Raw genomic sequence first — 17,738 nt, forward strand, 5'->3', positions numbered from 1 at the left:
GGGGCCGCGATCAGTGATGGGTGGTGGCCGGCGGCGGCACTTGCGGCTTCGGGGTCACCGGCTGCTGCGGGGTCACGGGCTTCGGGGCCACCGTCTGCGTGGGCTGCGGCTGCACCGGCTTCGGCGCGACGGTGGTCGGCGCGACCGTCGTCGGCTTCGGGGCGACGGTCGTCGTCGGGACGGTGGTCGTCACCTTCGGGGCCTGCGTCGTCGTCGGCTCGGTGGTGGTCGACGGCGGCTGCGTCGTGGTCGTCGGCTGGGTCGTTGTCGTCGTCGGCACGGTCGTCGTCGTCGTGGGTGTCGTCGTGGTCGTCGACGGCGTATCCGTCGTCGTCGTGGTCGTCGTCACCGTGGTGGTGGTCGTCGTCGGCGTCGTGGTCGTCGGCCCGTTCGGGTACGGGTAGTACGGGGGGCGCCAGCCCGGGTACGGAACGATGACCGGAACGGGCAGCGGCATGCCCGGATCGGGGTTGGGCACGAAAGCGGGAACGGGCGCCGGGGCAACCGGGGCGGAACCGCCGGGCGACGCCAGTTGCGGCGGAATGAAGCCATTGGAGTCCGGGATGACGCCGCCCTGGAACCCCGCGTTGGGCACATCGGGCGGCGGCGGTGGCACCGGCGCCTGCTGCTGCGTCGGCAACAGCGGCATGAACTTGCCCGGGGCGGCGTTCTGGTGCCCGATCACCGGCTGCGCGCTCGCGGTCGGCCGAACGGCGATGGCGACCGCGGCGGCCAGCGTCGCGAATCCGACCACGGCGAAGGCGATCACGGCGTTGCCGAGCACCAACGACCGCCTGCTCAGCGGCATCCGGCTGGTCAGGGCCGGGTCTTCGGGGTCGTCGGGGAAGTAGCCGTCCTCGCCGGCCTCGCCGGCGAACGGATCGGCGTCCTCTGCCTGCGAGTACGCCAGCTGCGGTTCCTCCCCGCCCGAACCCGCCAGCTCGGAGGTCGGGGCGATCCCGGTCGCCTCGCCGGCGGCCGCGGTCGCCGGGGCCATCGCCGTCGCGTCCCCGAGCACCCCGAGCGCCGGGGCCATCGACGTCGCCGCGCCCGCGGTGACCGGGGGCTGGGGCGTCGTGGGCGCCAAACCCGCCGCCAGCGCCGCTCCGCGCGCGAACGCGAAGTCGGGCCGCTCGAGCACCTCCACCTGCAGCGGCGAGCGAGCGCGGATCCGTTCGGCGAGGCTCGTCAGCTCTTCCAGGTTGCCCAGCACGTACGCGGCGCTCACCGCGAACGGCGCGGACCGCAGCCAGTCCAGCAGCATGTCCGCCGCCGCGGCGGCGGCGTCCACGCCCTGCAGGGCGACGCTGGCCAGGACGTCCGCCACACCGGCGGCGCCCAGCGCGATCAACGTCGCGGCCTCGGCGGTGACCACGAGCGCGACCGCACCGGGCAGCGCGGCGCCGCGGAAGACCGTCCGCAGCAGCGCCGTCACCGCGTCGGCCTGCGAAACCACACCGACGTCGGCAATCCCGGAGCCGGCCAACGCCTGGCGAAACGCTTCCGCCTGTCCGGGATCCGGCGAATACAGCCGGGTGGCGACCAGATGGCGGCCCTCGGCGGCCAGCGCCTGCTGCGCGCCGGCCACCGTCTGAATCAACGTTTCGAACGGCTCGACGGACAGCTCGACCACCAGGTGCTTGATCGCCGCGTAGCCGCCCCCGACGGGCCCGACGAGCGCCAACCGGGCGACCGACCCGGCGACCGCGATGCCGAGCACCGCGTCCATCGCCCCCAGCCGCCGCGAGGTGAGGCCCACCGGCCCGGTTTTGGCGTCGTCGTCGTCCTCGGTCAGCCATTCCATCGGGAGCAGGTCGGATTCGCCGGCCATCGAGTACGCCAGGTCGGATCCCACCTGGCCGGCCGGGGGCATCCCGCCGACCGCGGGCGCCATCGCCGTCGCGTCCCCGGCCGAGCCGACCGCGGGGGCCATCGCCGTCGCGTCGCCGGCCGACCCGACCGCGGGCGCCATCGCCGTCGCGTCGCCGCCGATCCCGGCCGCCATGGCCGCGCCGCGGGCCAGCGCGACGGTGGGGTCGTCGTCGGGCTGCGGCTGCGCGCCCACCCCGGACAGCGCCTCCGATTCCGACAGCACCGCGACGTTCTGGACGCCCGAATCCTCCAAGGCCCGCCGCAACCGCTCGGCCCATTGCCGATCCGACCAGCACAGCCGCGTCGCGAGCAGCCGGTGGTTCTCCTCGGCCAGCAACCGATTCGTCCCGACGACCGTCTCGGTCAGTTTCTCGATCGGGCGATCGGCAAGGTCAACGACGGACTCGTCGATCAGGTCGGCGCCCCCGGCGCCCGAACCGACGAGCGCCAACCGGGCACGGGGACCAGTGACCGCGACCCCCAGCACGACGTCCATCCCGACTCTCCTTCGGCCGGCTACCCCACAGCCAGCATGTCCCGGCATCATTACACTGCGATACCGTCGGCGGTAACAGTCATTTGGGCGACGAGGTTTTCGGTGTTCGCCTGTGAGCGCAGCGTAACCGCGTGGCGCTCACCACGGAAACGCACACGTTCTCACCACTGCCGCGTCGCCCGAACGGAGATTATGTTTCCAAGTAAGCAACGCGGTCGATGCGGCAGGGGGTTCCCCCGCTCCGCAACCAAAGTTGCGCCGCCAGAAGCCGTCCTCGACACCCGGGGGGAACCGTGAGCCAGAGCAGCGACGACGCCCCTACCGGCCCGATACGCGGGCGGACGCAGCAGGCGCCGCCGACGCCGACGGGCGCGGGGCCGAGCCGGCGTTCGAACGTCGCGGTCGACTTGACCGCGGCCGCCATGCTCGTCGTGGCGCTGCTGTTGCCGTGGAACCTGTATTTCGGCATGGGGATCGACGGCAGCAACAAGCCGCTGTTGGCGGTGCTGTTCGTCGTGACGCTGCTGTCCCTCGCGTCGATCGCGCTGGCCGGTTCCTGGAGGTCGGCGAGCCCACGGTTCAATCCCGCGCTGGCCGGGCGCCTCCGGCTGGCGCTCAACGCCCCCTACGCGCTGCTGGTCGTCGGCTTCGTCGCGTTCGACGTGTTCGAGACCGCCCGGTTCGGTGGCAGCGTGAACGTGCCCGGCGGTGTCGGGCCGGGGGCGTGGCTGGGAATCGCCGGCGCGCTGCTGAGCGCGCGGCCGGTGACCGCGGGCCCGGCGGAGGCCGACAACAGGGCCGTGCGGGCCATCGGCTACGGGTCGATGGTGGGGGCGGCGCTGAGCTTTTGCTTCAACCTGTTCTGGCGGCTGAAATACGCGCTGCACGACGCGGGCGGCTCGTCCGGCTTCGGCAAGCAGAACATCGCGGTCATCGCGACGGCGCTGGTGTACGGCGTGGTGGCGCTGGTCGCGGTCCTGGTCGGGTCGAGGTGGCTGTTGCGCAGCACTCGGGCCTCCCGGCTGGCGACCGTGGCGCTGGGGGTCTCGACGCTGGTCGCCGGGATCCTGGTGTGGCTCCTGCCGGCCGGCCGCGACATCGACGCGTTCCACGGCATCGCGCAGAACACGTCGACGGCGGGGGTGGGCTTCGAGGGTTACCTGGCGTGGGCGGCGGCCGCGGCCATTTTCGCGCCGGCGGCGCTGTCGGCCCGCCGTGACGCATCGGTGACGGAGCAGAACGCCTGGCGCGCGGCGGCCCGAAATGGGTTGCTGCTCATCATCGTTTGGTGCCTGGGGTCGATGCTCATGCGCATCACCGACCTGGTCGTCGCCGTGAGCCTGAACTACCCGTTCTCGCGCTACGACAGCATGGTGCTGGCCGCCTTCGACCTGGCGACCGCGGTGCTCGCGATCTGGCTGCGCATCAACCTGGGCAACGACGCCGTCTCCCCCAAACTGATCTCGTCGCTGTGCGGACTCGTTGCGACACTGGGCATTTCCCGCGTCGTCGTCGGCGTCGCGCTGGCGCCGCGGTTCGAGGAGGCGCCCAACGCCCCCGCCCCGAACCCGGTGTACGGCAACAACCTCGCCCAGCAGATCACCAGCACCTTCGACGTCGCGCTGTGCGTGCTGGCCCTGTGCATCCTCGCGGCGGCCATCGTCACCGGTCAACTCGGCGCGCGACGCGCGCGACGGCAGCGGCGCCGTCCCGCCCACACCCGCGGCGGCCCGGCCGGCACCCACCCGGGGCCCGGCGCGCCGACGACGCGCATCCCGGTCGGCCACGGGGCCCCGCCGTCGGCCGCGGCGACGACGCGCATCCCGGCCGGCGGCGCCACGCCGCAGCTGGCCGGTTCGCCGCGGATCTTCCGGGGTGACGACTCGGCCACCCGGCAGATCCCCGTCCAGAAGCCCCGGATCTTCCGGCCGCCGCAGAGTTAACGCAAAGGCGCGAAGGCGAATTCGCGCAAGCCCTCGCGCGGGTCGACGGCCGCGCGGAAACCCAGCACCTCGGCGGCCCGGGCCGGGTCGGCGACGATGTGCCGCACGTCGCCGCTGCGGTACTGCCCCGTGACCACCGGGCAGACCGAACCGTCCCGCGCCTCGCACAGCGCGGTCGCGACGTCCAGGATCGAGATGGGCCGCCCGGAGCAGACGTTGACGGCGGTGAAGCCATCACGGTCGGCCTCGGCGGCGGCCACGTTGGCGGCGGCGACGTCGTCGACGTGGACGAAATCGCGCATCTGCCCGCCGTCCTCGTAAACCCTTGGCGGCTCGCCCTTTTCCAGGGACGAGCGGAAGATCGCCGCCACCCCGGAGTACGGGGTGTCGCGCGGCATCCCGGGGCCGTAGACGTTGTGGTAGCGCAGCGCCACCACCGAACCACCTGTCGCCTCCGACCACGCCAGCGCGTAATGCTCCTGCGCGGTCTTGCTGGCCGCGTACAGGCTGCGCGGCCGCAGCGCGGCGTCCTCGCCGACCAGCTGCCACGCTACGTCGAGTCCACATGCTGGACAACGGTTTTCGAAGATCCCGGCGTCGAGGTCGGCGCGGCGGCGCGGCGGGGGGTCGACGAGGCCGTGCTCGGGGCAGGCGTAGTGACCCTGCCCGTAGACCACCATCGACGAGGCCAGCACCAGCCGGCGCACGCCGGCGGCGAACATCCCCGCCAGCAACACGGTGGTGGCGAAGTCGTTGTGGGCGCCGTAGGCGGGCGCGTCGGCCGCGTCGACGCCGGCGCCCACCATCGCGGCCTGATGACACACCAGGTCCACGCCGTCCAGCAGCGGGGCTAGTGCGTCGCCGTCGCGGACGTCGACGCGTCGGCATCCCTGCGGCAGCAACGGATTCGGGCCGTGCGCGGCGGGCAGCAGCGCGTCGACGCCGATCACTTCGTGGCCCGCCGCCCGCAGCGCCGCGTCCACCCGCGAGCCGATGAAGCCGGCCGCACCGGTCAAGAGCACCCTCATGGCAGCTCCACCGGCAGGGTCACGCCGGTGTGCGGCTGGCAGTGGGTGCAGCTGCGCTCGACGGCGACCCGGTGGATCGCCGCGCGCACCAGCCCCTTGAAAAGCCCCATGTTCTTTTCGAATTGGGCGAACACGTCGACGGCCTTCACCCCCTCGCCGGCCGCGATGCCGGCGTCCAGGTCGGTCACCAAAGCTATTGCTGCGTAACATATTTCGAGTTCGCGCGCCAGCACGGCCTCCGGATAGCCGGTCATGTTGACCAGGCTGAACCCGGCCGAGGCGAACCAGCGGCTCTCCGCCCGGGTGGAAAACCGGGGCCCCTGGATCACCACCATGGTGCCGCCGTCGACGACGTCGGGCAGGCCCGTGGCCGCGGCCCGCAGCGTCGGGCAGTAGGGGTCGGCGAAGTCGACGTGGACGGCGCCGGAGTCGAAGTAGGTGTCGGGGCGGCCGGTCGTGCGATCCACCAGCTGGTCGGGCACCACCACCGCGCCGGGGCCGTTGTCGGGGTTCAGGCTGCCGACGGCGCAGGGGCCGAAGACCCGCCGCACGCCGAGCTTGCGCAGCGCCCACATGTTGGCCCGGTACGGCACGGTGTGCGCCGAAAACTGGTGGGTCGCACCGTGCCGGGGCAGGAAGGCGACCTCGTGGTCGCCGACGGCGCCCACCGTGACGGGGGCGCTGGGCGGCCCGTACGGGGTGTCGACGTCGATGTTGCGGGTCTCGGACTCGAAGAACGTGTAGAAGCCGCTGCCGCCGATGACTCCGAGCATCCGCCCATTGTGGTGCATGAGGCAGGATGACCTGGTGGCCAGTCTCGCGCAGTGGGTCTCGGGTGCCCGGCCCCGGACGCTGCCCAACGCGGTGGCGCCGGTGGTGGCGGGCACGGGCGCCGCGGCATGGCTGGGATCCGCGGTGTGGTGGAAGGCGCTGCTGGCGCTGGCTGTGGCGCTGGCGCTGATCGTCGGCGTCAACTACGCCAACGACTACTCCGACGGCATCCGCGGCACCGACGACGAGCGCGCCGGCCCGGTCCGGTTGGTGGGCTCGCGGCTGGCCGCCCCGCGCTCGGTGCTGACCGCGGCGGTGACGAGCCTGGCGGTAGGCGCGGTCGCCGGGCTGGCGCTGGCGCTGCTGAGCGCGCCGTGGCTGATCGCGGTCGGCGCGGCTTGCATCGCCGGGGCGTGGCTGTATACGGGCGGCTCAAAGCCTTACGGCTACGCGGGTTTCGGCGAGGTCGCGGTGTTCGTGTTCTTCGGCCTGGTCGCCGTCCTGGGCACGCAGTACACCCAGGCGTTGCGGGTGGACTGGGTCGGGGCGGTGCTGGCGGTGTCGGTCGGGGCGCTGTCGTCGTCGGTGCTGGTGGCCAACAACCTGCGCGACATCCCCACCGACGCGCAGTCCGGCAAGATCACCCTGGCGGTGCGGCTGGGCGATGCCCGCACCCGGGTCCTCTACCAGGCGCTGCTGGCGACAGCCGGGGTCGCGACGCTGGTGCTGATGGCGGCCACGCCGTGGTGCGCCGTGGGATTGGTCGCGACGCCGTTGGCGCTACGCGCGCTCGCCCCGGTGCGCTCGGGCCGCGCAGGGCGCGAGCTGATTCCGGTGTTGCGGGACACCGGGCTGGCGATGGTGGTGTGGGCGATCGCGGTGGCGACGGCGCTGGCCCTCGCGCACTGAGTGTGCGCTGAGGGTTTTGAGTGTGAGCTGGCGGCGGGATCCGGGCGATTTTTTTCGCCGTGGATGCACACGCAACGCCCTGGACGCACACGCGCGGGCAGAAGCTACGCGTCGGGCTCCTCGCCGCGCAGCCGGGCCTGCAGCTGTTCGCGTTCGCGGCGCCGGCGCTCGCCGGCTATCGCGAGCGAGGCGGTGGCGCGGCGGCGCAGCGGGGCGAACAGCCAGATGCCCAGCGGCATCGCGATGATCAGAGCGAACAACACCGCCACCACGACGGGGAACTGGGCGATCCCCAGCAATCGCGCGAGCCCGTAGATGGCGCCGCTCAGCGCGGCGACCAGCGCCAGGCGCGCCGCCGTGTACAGCAAAACGTCGACGACCACCCGACTGCGCGGGCGCTCTTCAGTGCTGCTGTCGCTCGGCCCTTCTGACACACCCCGAGCCTACGGCCCGCGTATATTCGCTCGGAGGAGGTGTTGAGTGCTCTACCTGCTACTCGTTCTGATCCTGGGAACGCTGATCTACGTCGGCTGGCGCGCGGCGCGGTCGCAGGCCCACCGGCCGAAGACCCGCGTCATCGGACCGGACGACGATCCCGACTTCTTGCGGCGGTTAGGCCACGGGGATAACCCCCGCTAATCCCTCCTAAACCAGACCCGGGTTGCGCTGGTCGCCGGGGAACCCGTCGGCGACGACGGCCGCCAGCTCGGTGAGCGCTTCGCGGGTCCCGCGCCGCAGCCGGTCCAGGTCGATCTCGGCGCCCTCTTCGAGGTGCGGGTCGAACGGGATCAGCCGCACCGCGCGGCAGCGGCGCGAGAAGTGGTCGACCACCTTGTTCATGTCGACCTTGCCGGTGCGCGGGCGCACCGCGTTGATGACCGCGATGGAATTGCGGACCAGCTCCTCGTGCCCGTGCGCGTCCAGCCAATCCAGCGTCGCCGAGGCGCTGCGCGCGCCGTCGATGGATCCCGACGCGACGACCAACAGCACGTCGGCCTTCTCCAACACCGACGACATCACCGAGTGCAGCAGCCCGGGGCCGCAGTCGGTGAGCACCAGGCCGTAGAACCGCTCCAGGATCTCCAGGACGCGGCTGTAGTCCTCGGCGCCGAACGCGTCGGAGATGGCCGGGTCGGTTTCCGACGCCAGCACCTCCAGCCCGCTCGGGCCCTTCGAGGTGTACCGGCGCACATCGCTGTAGCGCTCGACGGCTCCCGCGTCGTGCAGCAGCTGGCGCACCGTCGCCGCGGTCTCCAACGGGATCTTCTGGCTCAGGGTGCCGCGGTCGGGGTTGGCGTCGACGGCCACCACCCGGTCGCCGCGGATGGTCGCGAACGTCGACCCCAGCGTCGCGGTGATCGTGGTCTTGCCCACGCCGCCCTTCAGCGACAGCAGCGCGATCCGGTAGCAACCCCGCAGGGGGCGGTTGACCTGCGCCACCAGGTTGTTGTGACGCTGGGCCCGCCGGCTCTCGCCCAGGTTGATCAGGTGCCCGGACAGGTCGTAGACCAACCGGCGCCAACCCTCGGATGGCGGCGGTTTGATCGGGCGCAGCAGCATCCCGGTGGACAGCTCGGGATAGGGCGTGTGCGGCAGGTGCTCCGGCCGGTACGGCGGCGCTTGGGCCTCGGCGGGAGGCGCTTCGACGGGCCCGTTGTAATAGGCCCCGAACGCGGTCGGGTCGACGCGCGGGATCCCCGTCACCGGTGTCGGGTCCCAGGGCGGCATCCCGGCGGGCGCCGGACCCGGCGCGGTGGGGGCCGCCGCCTGCCGCCGCTCGGGTCCGGGGACCCGCCGCTCGGTGCGGAACCCGGCGAAAGCGCGGGTGGGTGCCTCGTCGCCCGGTCCCCCCGGCGGGGGCTCGGGGGGCGTCTGTGTGGTCGGCGGCTCGGGCGCACCCACGCCGGTGGTCGGATGGTCGGACACGTGCACTCCCCCTGCTGTGTGTTACTCGGGTCGGTTGCTGACTGTCATCCCACGCCCGCATACGAGTGCAGGCCCACGGTCACCAGGTTAACGAAGAACAAATTGAAGATCATGGCCACGAAACCCGCGACGTTGATCCAGGCCGCCTTCCTGTCCCGCCATCCCGCCGTCGACCGCGCGTGCAGATAGGCGGCGTATACCACCCACGCGACGAACGAAACCGTCTCCTTGGGGTCCCAGCCCCAATACCTGCCCCAGGCCTCTTCCGCCCAGATAGCACCGAAGATGACGCCGAAACCGAACACCGGGAACGCGAAGATCGTGGTGCGGTAGGCGACGCGGTCCAGGGTCTGAGCGTCGGGGAACCGCCGAACCATGCGGGCCAACGCCCCCTCGGCCTCCGGGTCACCCAGCCGCGACGTGCGCAGCAAAAACAAGATGCTGGCGATGCCCGCGACCATGAACACCCCGGAGCCCAGGCTGACCACCGACACGTGGATCGGCAGCCAGTAGGACTGCAGCGCGGGCATCACGGGCGCGGCGTTGGTGTAGAGCCAGCGTCCCGAGACCGTCAGCAGGATCAGCACCGGCACCAGCAGGAAGACCCACAGCGGGCGATACTGCGCGCGCCGCAAGACGACCGCGCCGGCGACCAGGCCGCAGAAGCACGTCAGGTTGATGAACTCGTACATGTTGCCCCACGGCACCCGCACGGTGGCCAGGCCGCGCAACACGATGCAGGCCAGCAGCAACCCGATGCCGAGGTAGAGCACGGCCAGCCCGGCCCGCCCGACGCGCTCGTCGAACGGCCGCGCGTCGGCGTCCTCCACGATGCCCGGGACGGCGCTGTCGGCGGCGACCGAGCCGGCCAGTACCGCGTCGCGGCGCTCGGCGCGGCGGGCACCGACGTAGGCCAGCTCCACGGCCAGCAGCAGCAGCGCGACGACCAGCGCCACTATCGCCGAGGTGAACGCCCAGTCCGAGTAGCGCGCCAGCGTGACGTTGACATGCAGGGTGTTCATTTGACGTCCACCTGAGAACTCCTTGTGGACGCGGGCTCGCCCAGTCCGTCCAATAACCGCTCGGTCAACCGCTCGAACTCGTCGCCCCACCCGGAGTTGTCGGTGCGCGCCAGCCCGCCCAGTTCGACGTTCACCGTACCGGCCGCCGGGCTGAGCCTGACCCACACCCTGCGGCGGCGCACCAGCAACGACACCACCAGCCCGCCCATCATCGTGACCGCGAAGACCAGCACCCAGGTCTGGCCGGGGTCGTGGGAGACCTGCAGGTTGACGAACGGTACGGCCCCGTCGAAGCGGACGACGGTGCCGGCGGCCGGGCCCTGATCCAGCCGGACCTCCTGGCCGGCGCGCAGGTTGACCCGCTTCTCCTTGGTCAGCCGGCCCTGCTCGATCAGCCGGGGATCCAGCGTGAACAACGACTGCGGCCGCCCGGTGTCCAGGCCGGTGTCGCCGCGGTAGATGTCGACCGCCACGGCGGGGGCGTTGAGCGCGGGGAAGCGCGACGACAACAGGGTGCCCTCGAGTTGCTCCGTCGGCGCGAGCAGGCCCTGGATCGCGATCTCGTGCTGGCGGCGCTCCGCCGCGTTCGGATAGCTGCCGGCCGGCGGGTCGATGCGGGCCACCCCCGAGCTCAGCAGGGTCTGCGGGTTGTCGGGCCGCCATTGCACGGTCGACGTGCGCGTCCGCCCGTCCGGGAATGTCACGGTGAAGGTGGGCGCGTAGCCGTGGCCCTGCAGGTACACCCGGTCGCCGCCGACGCGCAGCGGGTGGTTGACCTCCAGGAGGTAGTGCCGCCAACTGTTGGCCGCCAGGTCGCGGCCGTTCTGGTAGTCGATGTCCGCGGCGAACGACGTGGCCTGCCCCGACGGCAGGTAGTGCGCGGCAAAGTCGTTGACCCGGATGCACATCGGGTGCAGCGACGTGCCGTCGACGGTGTTGCCGGCGCGGAACGAGTCGAACGCGGCCGGCGAGGCCGAGCAGAAGCCGGGGCCGCCGTCGGCGATCACGATGACGTTGCCCTCGTAGCCGAACAGCTTGCCGACGGCCACCGCGACCAGCAGGCCCAGCAACGAGAAGTGAAAGACGATGTTGCCGAACTCGCGCAGGTAGCCCTTCTCCGCCGAGACCTCGACGACCTCGCCCTCGTGCCGGATGGCCGTGCGCCAACCCCGCAGCCGGCCGGCGATCGTGTTCGCCAGGGCGTTGAGGTCCGCCGGGTCGCCGGCGACCTCGGCGGCGGCGTGCTTGGGCAGCCGGGCCAGGTTGCGCGGGGCCGCCACCGGGGTGGCGCGCAGGCTGCGCGCGTGCTCGATCATGCGGGGGGTCAGGCAGCCGACGAGGGAGACGAACAGCAGCACGTAGATGGCGGTGAACCAGAAGCTGGAGAACACGTCGAAGGCCTGCATCCGGTTCAGCCAGGGCCCGATCACCCGGTGGGTGGCCAGGTACTCGTCGACCTTGCCGGCGTTGAGGCTGCGCTGGGGCAGCAGCGCACCGGGTATCGCGCCCAGCGCGAGCAGGAACAGCAGCACCAGCGCGGTGCCCATCGAGGTCAGCGCGCGCCAGGTGTTGCGCGTCCAAGCGAGGACCTGTCTCAAATCGGCAGCCTCACGTCGGACACGAACGCGTCGCGCAGCCAGGAGACGAAGTCGTTCCACACCCCGGTGACCAGCAGGGCGCCGACGGCGATCAGCAGCGCGCCCCCGAAGATCTGGATGGCCCGGGTGTGCCGCCGCAGCCAGCCCAGCGCCCCCACCGCCCCCGCCGAACCGAACGCCAGCAGCACGAACGGGATGCCCAGCCCCAGGCAGTAGGCGATCACCAGCGCGACGCCGCGCGCGACGTTGGCGCCGTCGGTGGCCGACGCGACGGTGATCACCCCGGTCAGCGTGGGCCCCAGGCACGGCGTCCACCCGAGCGCGAATACCGCGCCGAGCAGGGGCGCCCCCGCGACCGTGGTCAGCTGGCGCGGGCTGAACCGGGCCTGGCGCTGCAGCGCCGGGATGAGGCCCACGAACACCAGCCCCATCACGATCGTCAGCACGCCGCCGACGCGCTGCAGCAGCAGCTGATTGGTGATCAGGGCGGTGGTCATGCCGAGGACGGCGACGGTCCCGAGCACGAACACCGTGGTGAAGCCGGCGACGAACAACGCGGCGGATCCCGCGACCCGCCACCGGGCGGCCGGCGGCGCCTTGAGGGCGCCGGGTGGCGGTTGCTCGTCCACCCCGACGACCGCGGCCAGGTAGGACAGGTAGCCCGGGACCAGTGGCACCACACACGGCGAGGCGAACGACACCAGCCCGGCCAGCAGGCACGCGCCGAGCGCCAGCAGCAGCGGCCCGGCGGCGGCGATCTGGGCGAAGCCGGTCACTGCCCGGCCACCCGCTGCACGACGGGCTGCAGGTCCTGGGCCAAAAGTTCGCGCAGGAACACGGCCGCGACCCGGTGCTCGCGATCCAGCACCAGCGTGGACGGGATCACGGTGGTGGGGTACCTGCCACCGAACGCGATCAGGGTGCGCATCGCCGGATCGTAGATGGACGGGTAGCTGACGTGGTGATCGTCGACGAAGTCCAGGGCCGCCTGCCGGTTGTTGTCCCGGACGTCGATGCCCAGAAAGGACACCCCGGCACCCCGGGTGGCGTCGTACACCTGCTGCAGCTGGGCGACCTCGGCGCGGCACGGGCCGCACCACTGGCCCCAGATGTTGACGACGACGACGCGGCCGGCGAAGACCGGGTCGTTCAGCGACAGCGGGTGCGCGGGGTCGGCCAGGTCCGGCCCGGACAGCGGGCCCGGCCGGCCGCGGCTGGACGGCGGGTCGTAATAGATGTCGGTCTTGCCGCCGGGCGAGACGAATTCGAAGGTGCCGCCCTGGGCCACCGCGTCGCGACCCGAGCAGCCAGCCAGCAAAATGGCCACCGCTGCCCCGGCCATCGCCAGCCGCCGGATCGTCATGGCGCCGCGGGTTGGAAGTACTCGATGTCGACGAGGCGATCGCCGTCGTAGACGAGGGTGGTCACCGAGGCGAGCCCGCATTCCCGGCGCCGCGGGTCGTGCCAGAGCCGCCGGCCGCTCAGGTGCAGCCGCAGCGTCCACACCGGCAGCTGGTGGCTGACGCACACCACCTCCTGCCCGGTGCCGCGGGCGCGTGCCTTGTCCACCGCGGTCGTCATCCGGGCCGCGATCTCGGCGTAGGGCTCCCCCCACGACGGGGTGAACGGGTTGCGCAGTTGCCACCAGAACCGCGGGTCGCGCCAGGCGCCGTCGCCCGGGCCGACGCGGCGGCCCTCGAAGAAGTTCAGCGATTCGATCAGGTCGGGGTCGGTGTCGACGGCCAGGCCGTGCTTTGCGGCGATGGGCGCGGCGGTCTCCTGGGCCCGCTGCAGCGGGGAGGCGATGACGGCGGCGACGTCGCGGTCGGCCAGCGCCTCGGCGACCGCGTCCGCCTGCGCCCGCCCCCTCTCGGACAGGCGGAATCCGGGCAGGCGGCCGTAGAGGACGCCGCTGGGGTTGTGCACCTCGCCGTGGCGCACCACGTGGACTTTGGTCTGCTCGGCCATCAGGGCCTGTCCTCCTGGGCTGCCGCGCGGGCCGCGAGCGCGAGCCCGGCGGCGATCCGGTCGAATGCGTCGTCGTCCAGGGCCGTCGAGACGAACCACGCCTCGAAGGCGCTGCACGGCGGGTAGACGCCCGCGTTGAGCAGGGCGTGGAAGAACGGCGGGTAACGCCAGGTCTCGCTGGCCCGCGCGGAGGCGAAGTCGGTCACCGGCGTCTCGGAGAAGAAGAGGCTGAGCATGTTGCCGGCCCGCGGAACCTGATGCGGCACACCGGCTTTCGTCAGCGCCTCGGACAGCAGCCCGGCCAGGCGGTCGGCGTTGGCGTCCAGCGCGGCGTAGGCCGCGTCGTCGGCCGCGCGCAGCGTGGCCAGCCCGGCGGCCACCGCCACCGGGTTCCCCGACAGCGTGCCGGCCTGATACACCGGGCCCAGCGGCGCCAGCCGCTCCATCACCTCGGCGCGCCCGCCGAACGCGGCGGCCGGCAGCCCGCCGCTCATCACCTTGCCGAAGGTGAACAGGTCGGCGGCGACGGGATCGATTCCGTACCAACCGCTTCGGCTGACCCGGAACCCCGTCATCACCTCGTCGACGATCAGCAGCGCGCCGTGCTCGGCGGTGATCGCGCGCAGCGCCGCGTTGTAGCCCGGCGCCGGCGGGACGACGCCCATGTTGCCCGGGCTGGCCTCGGTGATCACCGCGGCGATCTCGTCGCCGAACCGGGCGAACGTCTGCCGAACGGCGGCGATGTCGTTGTAGGGCAACACGATCGTGTCGGCCGCGGCCGCGCCGGTCACCCCGGGCGAGGACGGCAGGCCCAGCGTCGCCACGCCGGAACCCGCGTCGGCGAGCAGCGCGTCGACATGGCCGTGGTAGCAGCCGGAGAACTTGACGACCTTGGCCCTGCCGGTGAACCCGCGGGCCAGCCGGACGGCGCTCATCGTGGCCTCGGTGCCGGAGTTCACCAGCCGGATCCGCTCGACCGGCGCCACCCGCCCGATGATCTCGGCGGCCAGCTGGCTCTCCGCCGGCGTCGGCGCCCCGAACGACAGGCCCGAGGCGGCGGCCGTGGCGACGGCGTCGACGACGGCGGGGTGGGCGTGGCCCAGGATCATCGGCCCCCAGGAGCACACCAGGTCGACGTAGCGGATGCCGTCGGCGTCGGTCAGCCGGCACCCGTTCGCCTCGGTGATGAAGCGCGGGGTGCCGCCGACCGCGGTGAACGCGCGCACCGGAGAATTCACCCCGCCGGGGATGACGGCGCAGGCGTCCTCGAACAGCCGCGCCGACGCCGCCGTCGTCGCGGCGTGCGCGGTGGCCTGGTCACTGCTACCCATGCCGACCAGTGTCCCAGCCTCGGCCGATCGTTCAACTACAGGGTGTAGCAGAGCGGCGGCCGTCAGGCGTCTTGCTGGTCGGCCTGCAGGTCGCGGCGGGCGGCCTCGCCGGCTTCGTCGCCCGGTGAATCGGCCATGACGCGACACTACGCTTGCGCAGGTGACACGGCAGATGGCCGCCGACGTCGCTTCGGCGAGGGTTGCCGCGGTCCGAGACGACCCACGCGGCCGGCTGGCACTGATGCGGGAGCTCTACGAGGTCCCGGCCGACGTGGACCGCGGCCACCTGCCGTTTCGGCAGGCAGCGTCGGCCTTCATGGGCTGGCAGCTGCGACGCGGACTGCTCAACCCGGCCGGCGGGCCGGCCCCGGGGAGCCCCTGGTGGCGCGCGATGAACGAGCGCCTGCTCCGCGACGGATGGGAGGCGCGCGCTCTCGCATTCGGCCATCCCGGCGATCCCGGCTCTCCGGCGGTCGCCGCCGCGCTCGAGTTCATCCGCCGGCCCTCGGCCCGACGCTGGTATCGGGCGCACAACGTCAGCGTCGTCAGCGCATACCTCGGAAACCAGCACCTGGCCTCCCGAGAGTCCCGCGTCGAGCGCTTCTTCATCAACCTGGTCCTGATGCGTGTGCTCTACGCCCACGCCCTGGTCGCCGCCCCCCGCCTCGCCCTCGGCTGGCTGGCCCCGGCGGGCCGGCCGCTGGGCGACCCGCGCCTGGGCATGACAGGGATCTTCCTGTCCCTCTCCCGAGTGCTCCCCGATCGCTATCCGCTCGGCGATGACCTCGCTCCCTACCTGCGGGCCGAGCACGGGGTCGGGCATCTGCTCGATGTCGGGGTCATTCAACCCCGAGTCAGACTTCTCTACGACTGGTCGGCAAGCGAGCTGGCCATTCCCGGGCTGCGACGGCTCCTGGATGACCAAACCCCTTGTTACGCATGGCCGTCAGACGATCATCAGCCGTGGCATCCGCCCCCGTCTCGCGCGGCCCGGCTGGCGCGCAACCTGCTGCCCGCGACGCGCCGAACGTCTTGATGCCGGCCGGGGCGGACGAGTTGGATAGGGGTATGCAACTTCCTCAAGGACTCGCGCGGTTCAATCGGCACGTCACCAACCCCGTCCAGCGGCTGTGGGCCGGCTGGGCACCGACGTTCTGCATCGTCGAACATGTCGGACGGCGCTCCGGGAAGCCGTACCGCACCCCGGTGACCGTCTTCACCGCCGAGGTCGACGGCAAGCCCGGGGTCGCGATCCTGCTGACCTACGGACCCGACCGCGACTGGCTGAAGAACATCACCGCGGCCGGCAGCGCGCGGATCCGGCGCTACGGCAAGACGTTCGGCGTCGCCGACCCGCGGGTGGTCAGCAAGGCCGAGGCGGCACCGCACGTTGCCCGCGGGTGGCGCCCGGTATTCGCCCGGCTGCCGTTCGAGCAAGCGGTGTTGCTCACCAAGACCGACTGACCCGGCCGCGGGTCCGGGCGAGGAAGTACAGCCCGAGCACCACCGCCCAGGACAGCAGGGACAGCCACAGCTGGCTGCGCGCCGAGCGGTCGAACGCCATCTGCACCAGCACGGCGGTGATGCCGGCGAGGGTGAGGATCGACAGCACCGGGAAGAACCACATCTTCACCCGCAGCCGCTCCTCAGATGTCCTGCGCCGCAGGATGATCTGCGACAGTGCGATCAGCCAGTAGACGAACAAAATGATGGCGCCCGACGAGTTGAGCAGGAAGAGGAACACGGTGCCGGGCGCGAGCCACGCCATGATGACGCAGCCGAACCCGACCGCCGACGAGCACAGGATGGCGATGTGGGGCACCCCGCGCCCGCTGAGCCTGACGAGCCGGGCCGGCGCCTCGCCCCGGTCGGCGACCACGAACAACATGCGCGACGCGGTGTACAGGCCCGAGTTCAGGCAGGACAGCACCGCGGTCAGGACGACGGCGTTCATCACCTGATCCGCGCCGCGCAAGCCCATGTGCTTGAACGCCGCGACGTAGGGCGAGGTGCCCACCTCGACCGAATCCCAGGGCTGGATCACCGCGAGCAGGAAGACCGAGCCGACGAAGAAGATCGCGATGCGCGCCACCACCGATCGCGTCGCGCGCTGGACCGCCAGCTCGGGGTCGCGGCTTTCGGCGGCGGCGACGGTGACGATCTCGGCGCCGACCATGGAGAAGATCACCACCACGATGGCCGCGAAGACCGCCCCGACACCCTTGGGGAAGAACCCGCCGTGCGAGGTGAGGTTGGCGAAGTCCGCGCGGTGACCGGGCCACAGGCCGAACACGAACAGCGCGCCGAGGCCGAGAAAGATCGCGATCGTGGCGACTTTGATTCCGGCGAACCAGAATTCGAACTCGCCGAAGGACGACACCGAGAACAGGTTCGTCGCGGTCATCAGCACCATCAGGCACAGCGAGAGCAGCCACAGCGGCGCGTGGAACCAGTAGCCCAGGACCTTGCCGCCGGCAACGGCCTCGAACCCGACCACGATCACCCAGAAGTACCAATACAGCCACGCGACCGAGAACCCGGCCCAGCCGCCCAATGCGCTTGCCGCGTAATCGGCGAACGATCCCGTCGACGGGTTGGCGGCGGCCATCTCGCCCAGCATCCGCATCACCAGGACGATCAGCAGGCCGCACAGCGCGTAGGTCAGGAACGCGGCCGGCCCGGTGTCCTTGATCACCACGCCGGACCCGACGAACAGGCCCGCGCCGATCACGCCGCCGAGCGCGATCATGCTGAGCTGCCGCTGCGACAGCCCTTGCCGCAGTTGCGTGCCGCTGGCCACGGTTAACCACATCACATCGCCGGGCGGGGCGCGACCGGATCGAGCGCCTCGTCACGGCGCCGAGACTGCGCACC

The 17,738-nt window shown here is 71.9% G+C and carries 17 protein-coding genes; 5 read left to right on the forward strand and 12 right to left on the reverse strand.

The window, feature by feature from the left end:
* Positions 1–10 precede the first annotated feature (10 nt).
* The gene (locus tag A5655_RS28120; protein ID WP_231999032.1) at positions 11–2,368 is read right to left on the reverse strand and encodes a hypothetical protein; all 2,358 of its coding nucleotides are present in this window, start codon (positions 2,366–2,368) and stop codon (positions 11–13) included.
* 293 nt (positions 2,369–2,661) lie between these two features.
* On the opposite strand from A5655_RS28120, the gene A5655_RS00585 reads away from it, so the two are divergent.
* The gene (locus A5655_RS00585) at positions 2,662–4,311 is read left to right on the forward strand and encodes a hypothetical protein (RefSeq protein ID WP_067004467.1); all 1,650 of its coding nucleotides are present in this window, start codon (positions 2,662–2,664) and stop codon (positions 4,309–4,311) included.
* Here the strand turns inward: A5655_RS00585 and A5655_RS00590 are convergent.
* Entirely contained in the window at positions 4,308–5,339 is a 1,032-nt protein-coding gene (locus A5655_RS00590) for an NAD(P)-dependent oxidoreductase (protein WP_067004469.1), read from the reverse strand. The genes A5655_RS00585 and A5655_RS00590 overlap by 4 nt on opposite strands.
* Positions 5,336–6,112 (reverse strand): S-methyl-5'-thioadenosine phosphorylase, encoded by a 777-nt coding sequence (locus A5655_RS00595; protein WP_231999033.1) that lies wholly within the window; start codon positions 6,110–6,112, stop codon positions 5,336–5,338. Before A5655_RS00595 ends, A5655_RS00590 begins: the two co-directional genes overlap by 4 nt.
* 34 nt (positions 6,113–6,146) lie before the next feature.
* Between A5655_RS00595 and A5655_RS00600 the strand changes: the two genes are divergently transcribed.
* Complete coding sequence (locus tag A5655_RS00600; RefSeq protein ID WP_067004599.1) at positions 6,147–7,019, forward strand: 1,4-dihydroxy-2-naphthoate polyprenyltransferase; 873 nt, start codon at positions 6,147–6,149, stop codon at positions 7,017–7,019.
* 104 nt (positions 7,020–7,123) lie between these two features.
* On the opposite strand, the gene A5655_RS00605 is transcribed toward A5655_RS00600, so the two are convergent.
* Positions 7,124–7,453: a DUF4229 domain-containing protein gene (locus tag A5655_RS00605; RefSeq protein WP_067004473.1), complete on the reverse strand. Its 330-nt coding sequence runs from the start codon at positions 7,451–7,453 to the stop codon at positions 7,124–7,126.
* A 46-nt stretch (positions 7,454–7,499) separates the two neighbouring features.
* Between A5655_RS00605 and A5655_RS27610 the strand changes: the two genes are divergently transcribed.
* On the forward strand, positions 7,500–7,658 hold the full coding sequence (locus tag A5655_RS27610) for a hypothetical protein (protein WP_156764615.1): 159 nt from the start codon (positions 7,500–7,502) through the stop codon (positions 7,656–7,658).
* Positions 7,659–7,664: 6 nt separating this feature from the next.
* On the opposite strand, the gene A5655_RS00610 is transcribed toward A5655_RS27610, so the two are convergent.
* The 7 genes from A5655_RS00610 to hemL are packed head-to-tail and all read right to left on the reverse strand — an operon-like array spanning position 7,665 to position 14,864.
* Positions 7,665–8,945: a MinD/ParA family protein gene (locus A5655_RS00610; protein ID WP_067004602.1), complete on the reverse strand. Its 1,281-nt coding sequence runs from the start codon at positions 8,943–8,945 to the stop codon at positions 7,665–7,667.
* Positions 8,946–8,989: 44 nt separating this feature from the next.
* Positions 8,990–9,967, reverse strand: coding sequence for a c-type cytochrome biogenesis protein CcsB (gene ccsB / locus A5655_RS00615; protein WP_067004475.1), 978 nt, complete (start codon positions 9,965–9,967; stop codon positions 8,990–8,992).
* On the reverse strand, positions 9,964–11,514 hold the full coding sequence (locus tag A5655_RS00620) for a cytochrome c biogenesis protein ResB (protein ID WP_067004477.1): 1,551 nt from the start codon (positions 11,512–11,514) through the stop codon (positions 9,964–9,966). Before A5655_RS00620 ends, ccsB begins: the two co-directional genes overlap by 4 nt.
* 47 nt (positions 11,515–11,561) lie before the next feature.
* Positions 11,562–12,341 carry a cytochrome c biogenesis CcdA family protein gene (locus A5655_RS00625; protein ID WP_067004479.1) on the reverse strand — a complete coding sequence of 260 codons (780 nt, stop codon included), beginning with the start codon at positions 12,339–12,341 and terminating at the stop codon, positions 11,562–11,564.
* On the reverse strand, positions 12,338–12,928 hold the full coding sequence (locus tag A5655_RS00630) for a TlpA disulfide reductase family protein (protein ID WP_067004481.1): 591 nt from the start codon (positions 12,926–12,928) through the stop codon (positions 12,338–12,340). Before A5655_RS00630 ends, A5655_RS00625 begins: the two co-directional genes overlap by 4 nt.
* Positions 12,925–13,533, reverse strand: coding sequence for a histidine phosphatase family protein (locus A5655_RS00635; RefSeq protein WP_067004483.1), 609 nt, complete (start codon positions 13,531–13,533; stop codon positions 12,925–12,927). The genes A5655_RS00630 and A5655_RS00635 overlap by 4 nt, the downstream gene beginning before the upstream one ends.
* Positions 13,533–14,864: a glutamate-1-semialdehyde 2,1-aminomutase gene (gene hemL / locus A5655_RS00640; protein WP_067004484.1), complete on the reverse strand. Its 1,332-nt coding sequence runs from the start codon at positions 14,862–14,864 to the stop codon at positions 13,533–13,535. The genes A5655_RS00635 and hemL overlap by 1 nt, the downstream gene beginning before the upstream one ends.
* A gap of 160 nt (positions 14,865–15,024) precedes the next feature.
* Between hemL and A5655_RS00645 the strand changes: the two genes are divergently transcribed.
* The gene (locus A5655_RS00645) at positions 15,025–15,900 is read left to right on the forward strand and encodes a hypothetical protein (RefSeq protein WP_231999034.1); all 876 of its coding nucleotides are present in this window, start codon (positions 15,025–15,027) and stop codon (positions 15,898–15,900) included.
* A gap of 32 nt (positions 15,901–15,932) precedes the next feature.
* Positions 15,933–16,328 (forward strand): nitroreductase family deazaflavin-dependent oxidoreductase, encoded by a 396-nt coding sequence (locus A5655_RS00650; protein WP_067004488.1) that lies wholly within the window; start codon positions 15,933–15,935, stop codon positions 16,326–16,328.
* Here A5655_RS00650 and A5655_RS00655 read toward each other — a convergent pair.
* Positions 16,312–17,664 carry an amino acid permease gene (locus A5655_RS00655; RefSeq protein WP_067004606.1) on the reverse strand — a complete coding sequence of 451 codons (1,353 nt, stop codon included), beginning with the start codon at positions 17,662–17,664 and terminating at the stop codon, positions 16,312–16,314. The two genes, A5655_RS00650 and A5655_RS00655, sit on opposite strands and share 17 nt — an antisense overlap.
* Positions 17,665–17,738: the final 74 nt, after the last annotated feature.

Origin of the sequence: Mycobacterium sp. 1081908.1 (assembly GCF_001673535.1) — a bacterium.
Taxonomy (GTDB): Bacteria; Actinomycetota; Actinomycetes; order Mycobacteriales; family Mycobacteriaceae; genus Mycobacterium.

Coding starts and splice junctions, on each gene's coding strand:
- A5655_RS00595 (WP_231999033.1), bottom strand. CDS start 6,112: ATGCTCGGAGTCATCGGCGGCAGCGGCTTCTACACGTTCTTCGAGTCC.
- hemL (WP_067004484.1), bottom strand. CDS start 14,864: ATGGGTAGCAGTGACCAGGCCACCGCGCACGCCGCGACGACGGCGGCG.
- A5655_RS00620 (WP_067004477.1), bottom strand. CDS start 11,514: ATGGGCACCGCGCTGGTGCTGCTGTTCCTGCTCGCGCTGGGCGCGATA.
- A5655_RS28120 (WP_231999032.1), bottom strand. CDS start 2,368: ATGGACGTCGTGCTGGGGGTCGCGGTCACTGGTCCCCGTGCCCGGTTG.
- A5655_RS00650 (WP_067004488.1), top strand. CDS start 15,933: ATGCAACTTCCTCAAGGACTCGCGCGGTTCAATCGGCACGTCACCAAC.
- A5655_RS00630 (WP_067004481.1), bottom strand. CDS start 12,928: ATGACGATCCGGCGGCTGGCGATGGCCGGGGCAGCGGTGGCCATTTTG.
- A5655_RS00590 (WP_067004469.1), bottom strand. CDS start 5,339: ATGAGGGTGCTCTTGACCGGTGCGGCCGGCTTCATCGGCTCGCGGGTG.
- A5655_RS00635 (WP_067004483.1), bottom strand. CDS start 13,533: ATGGCCGAGCAGACCAAAGTCCACGTGGTGCGCCACGGCGAGGTGCAC.
- ccsB (WP_067004475.1), bottom strand. CDS start 9,967: ATGAACACCCTGCATGTCAACGTCACGCTGGCGCGCTACTCGGACTGG.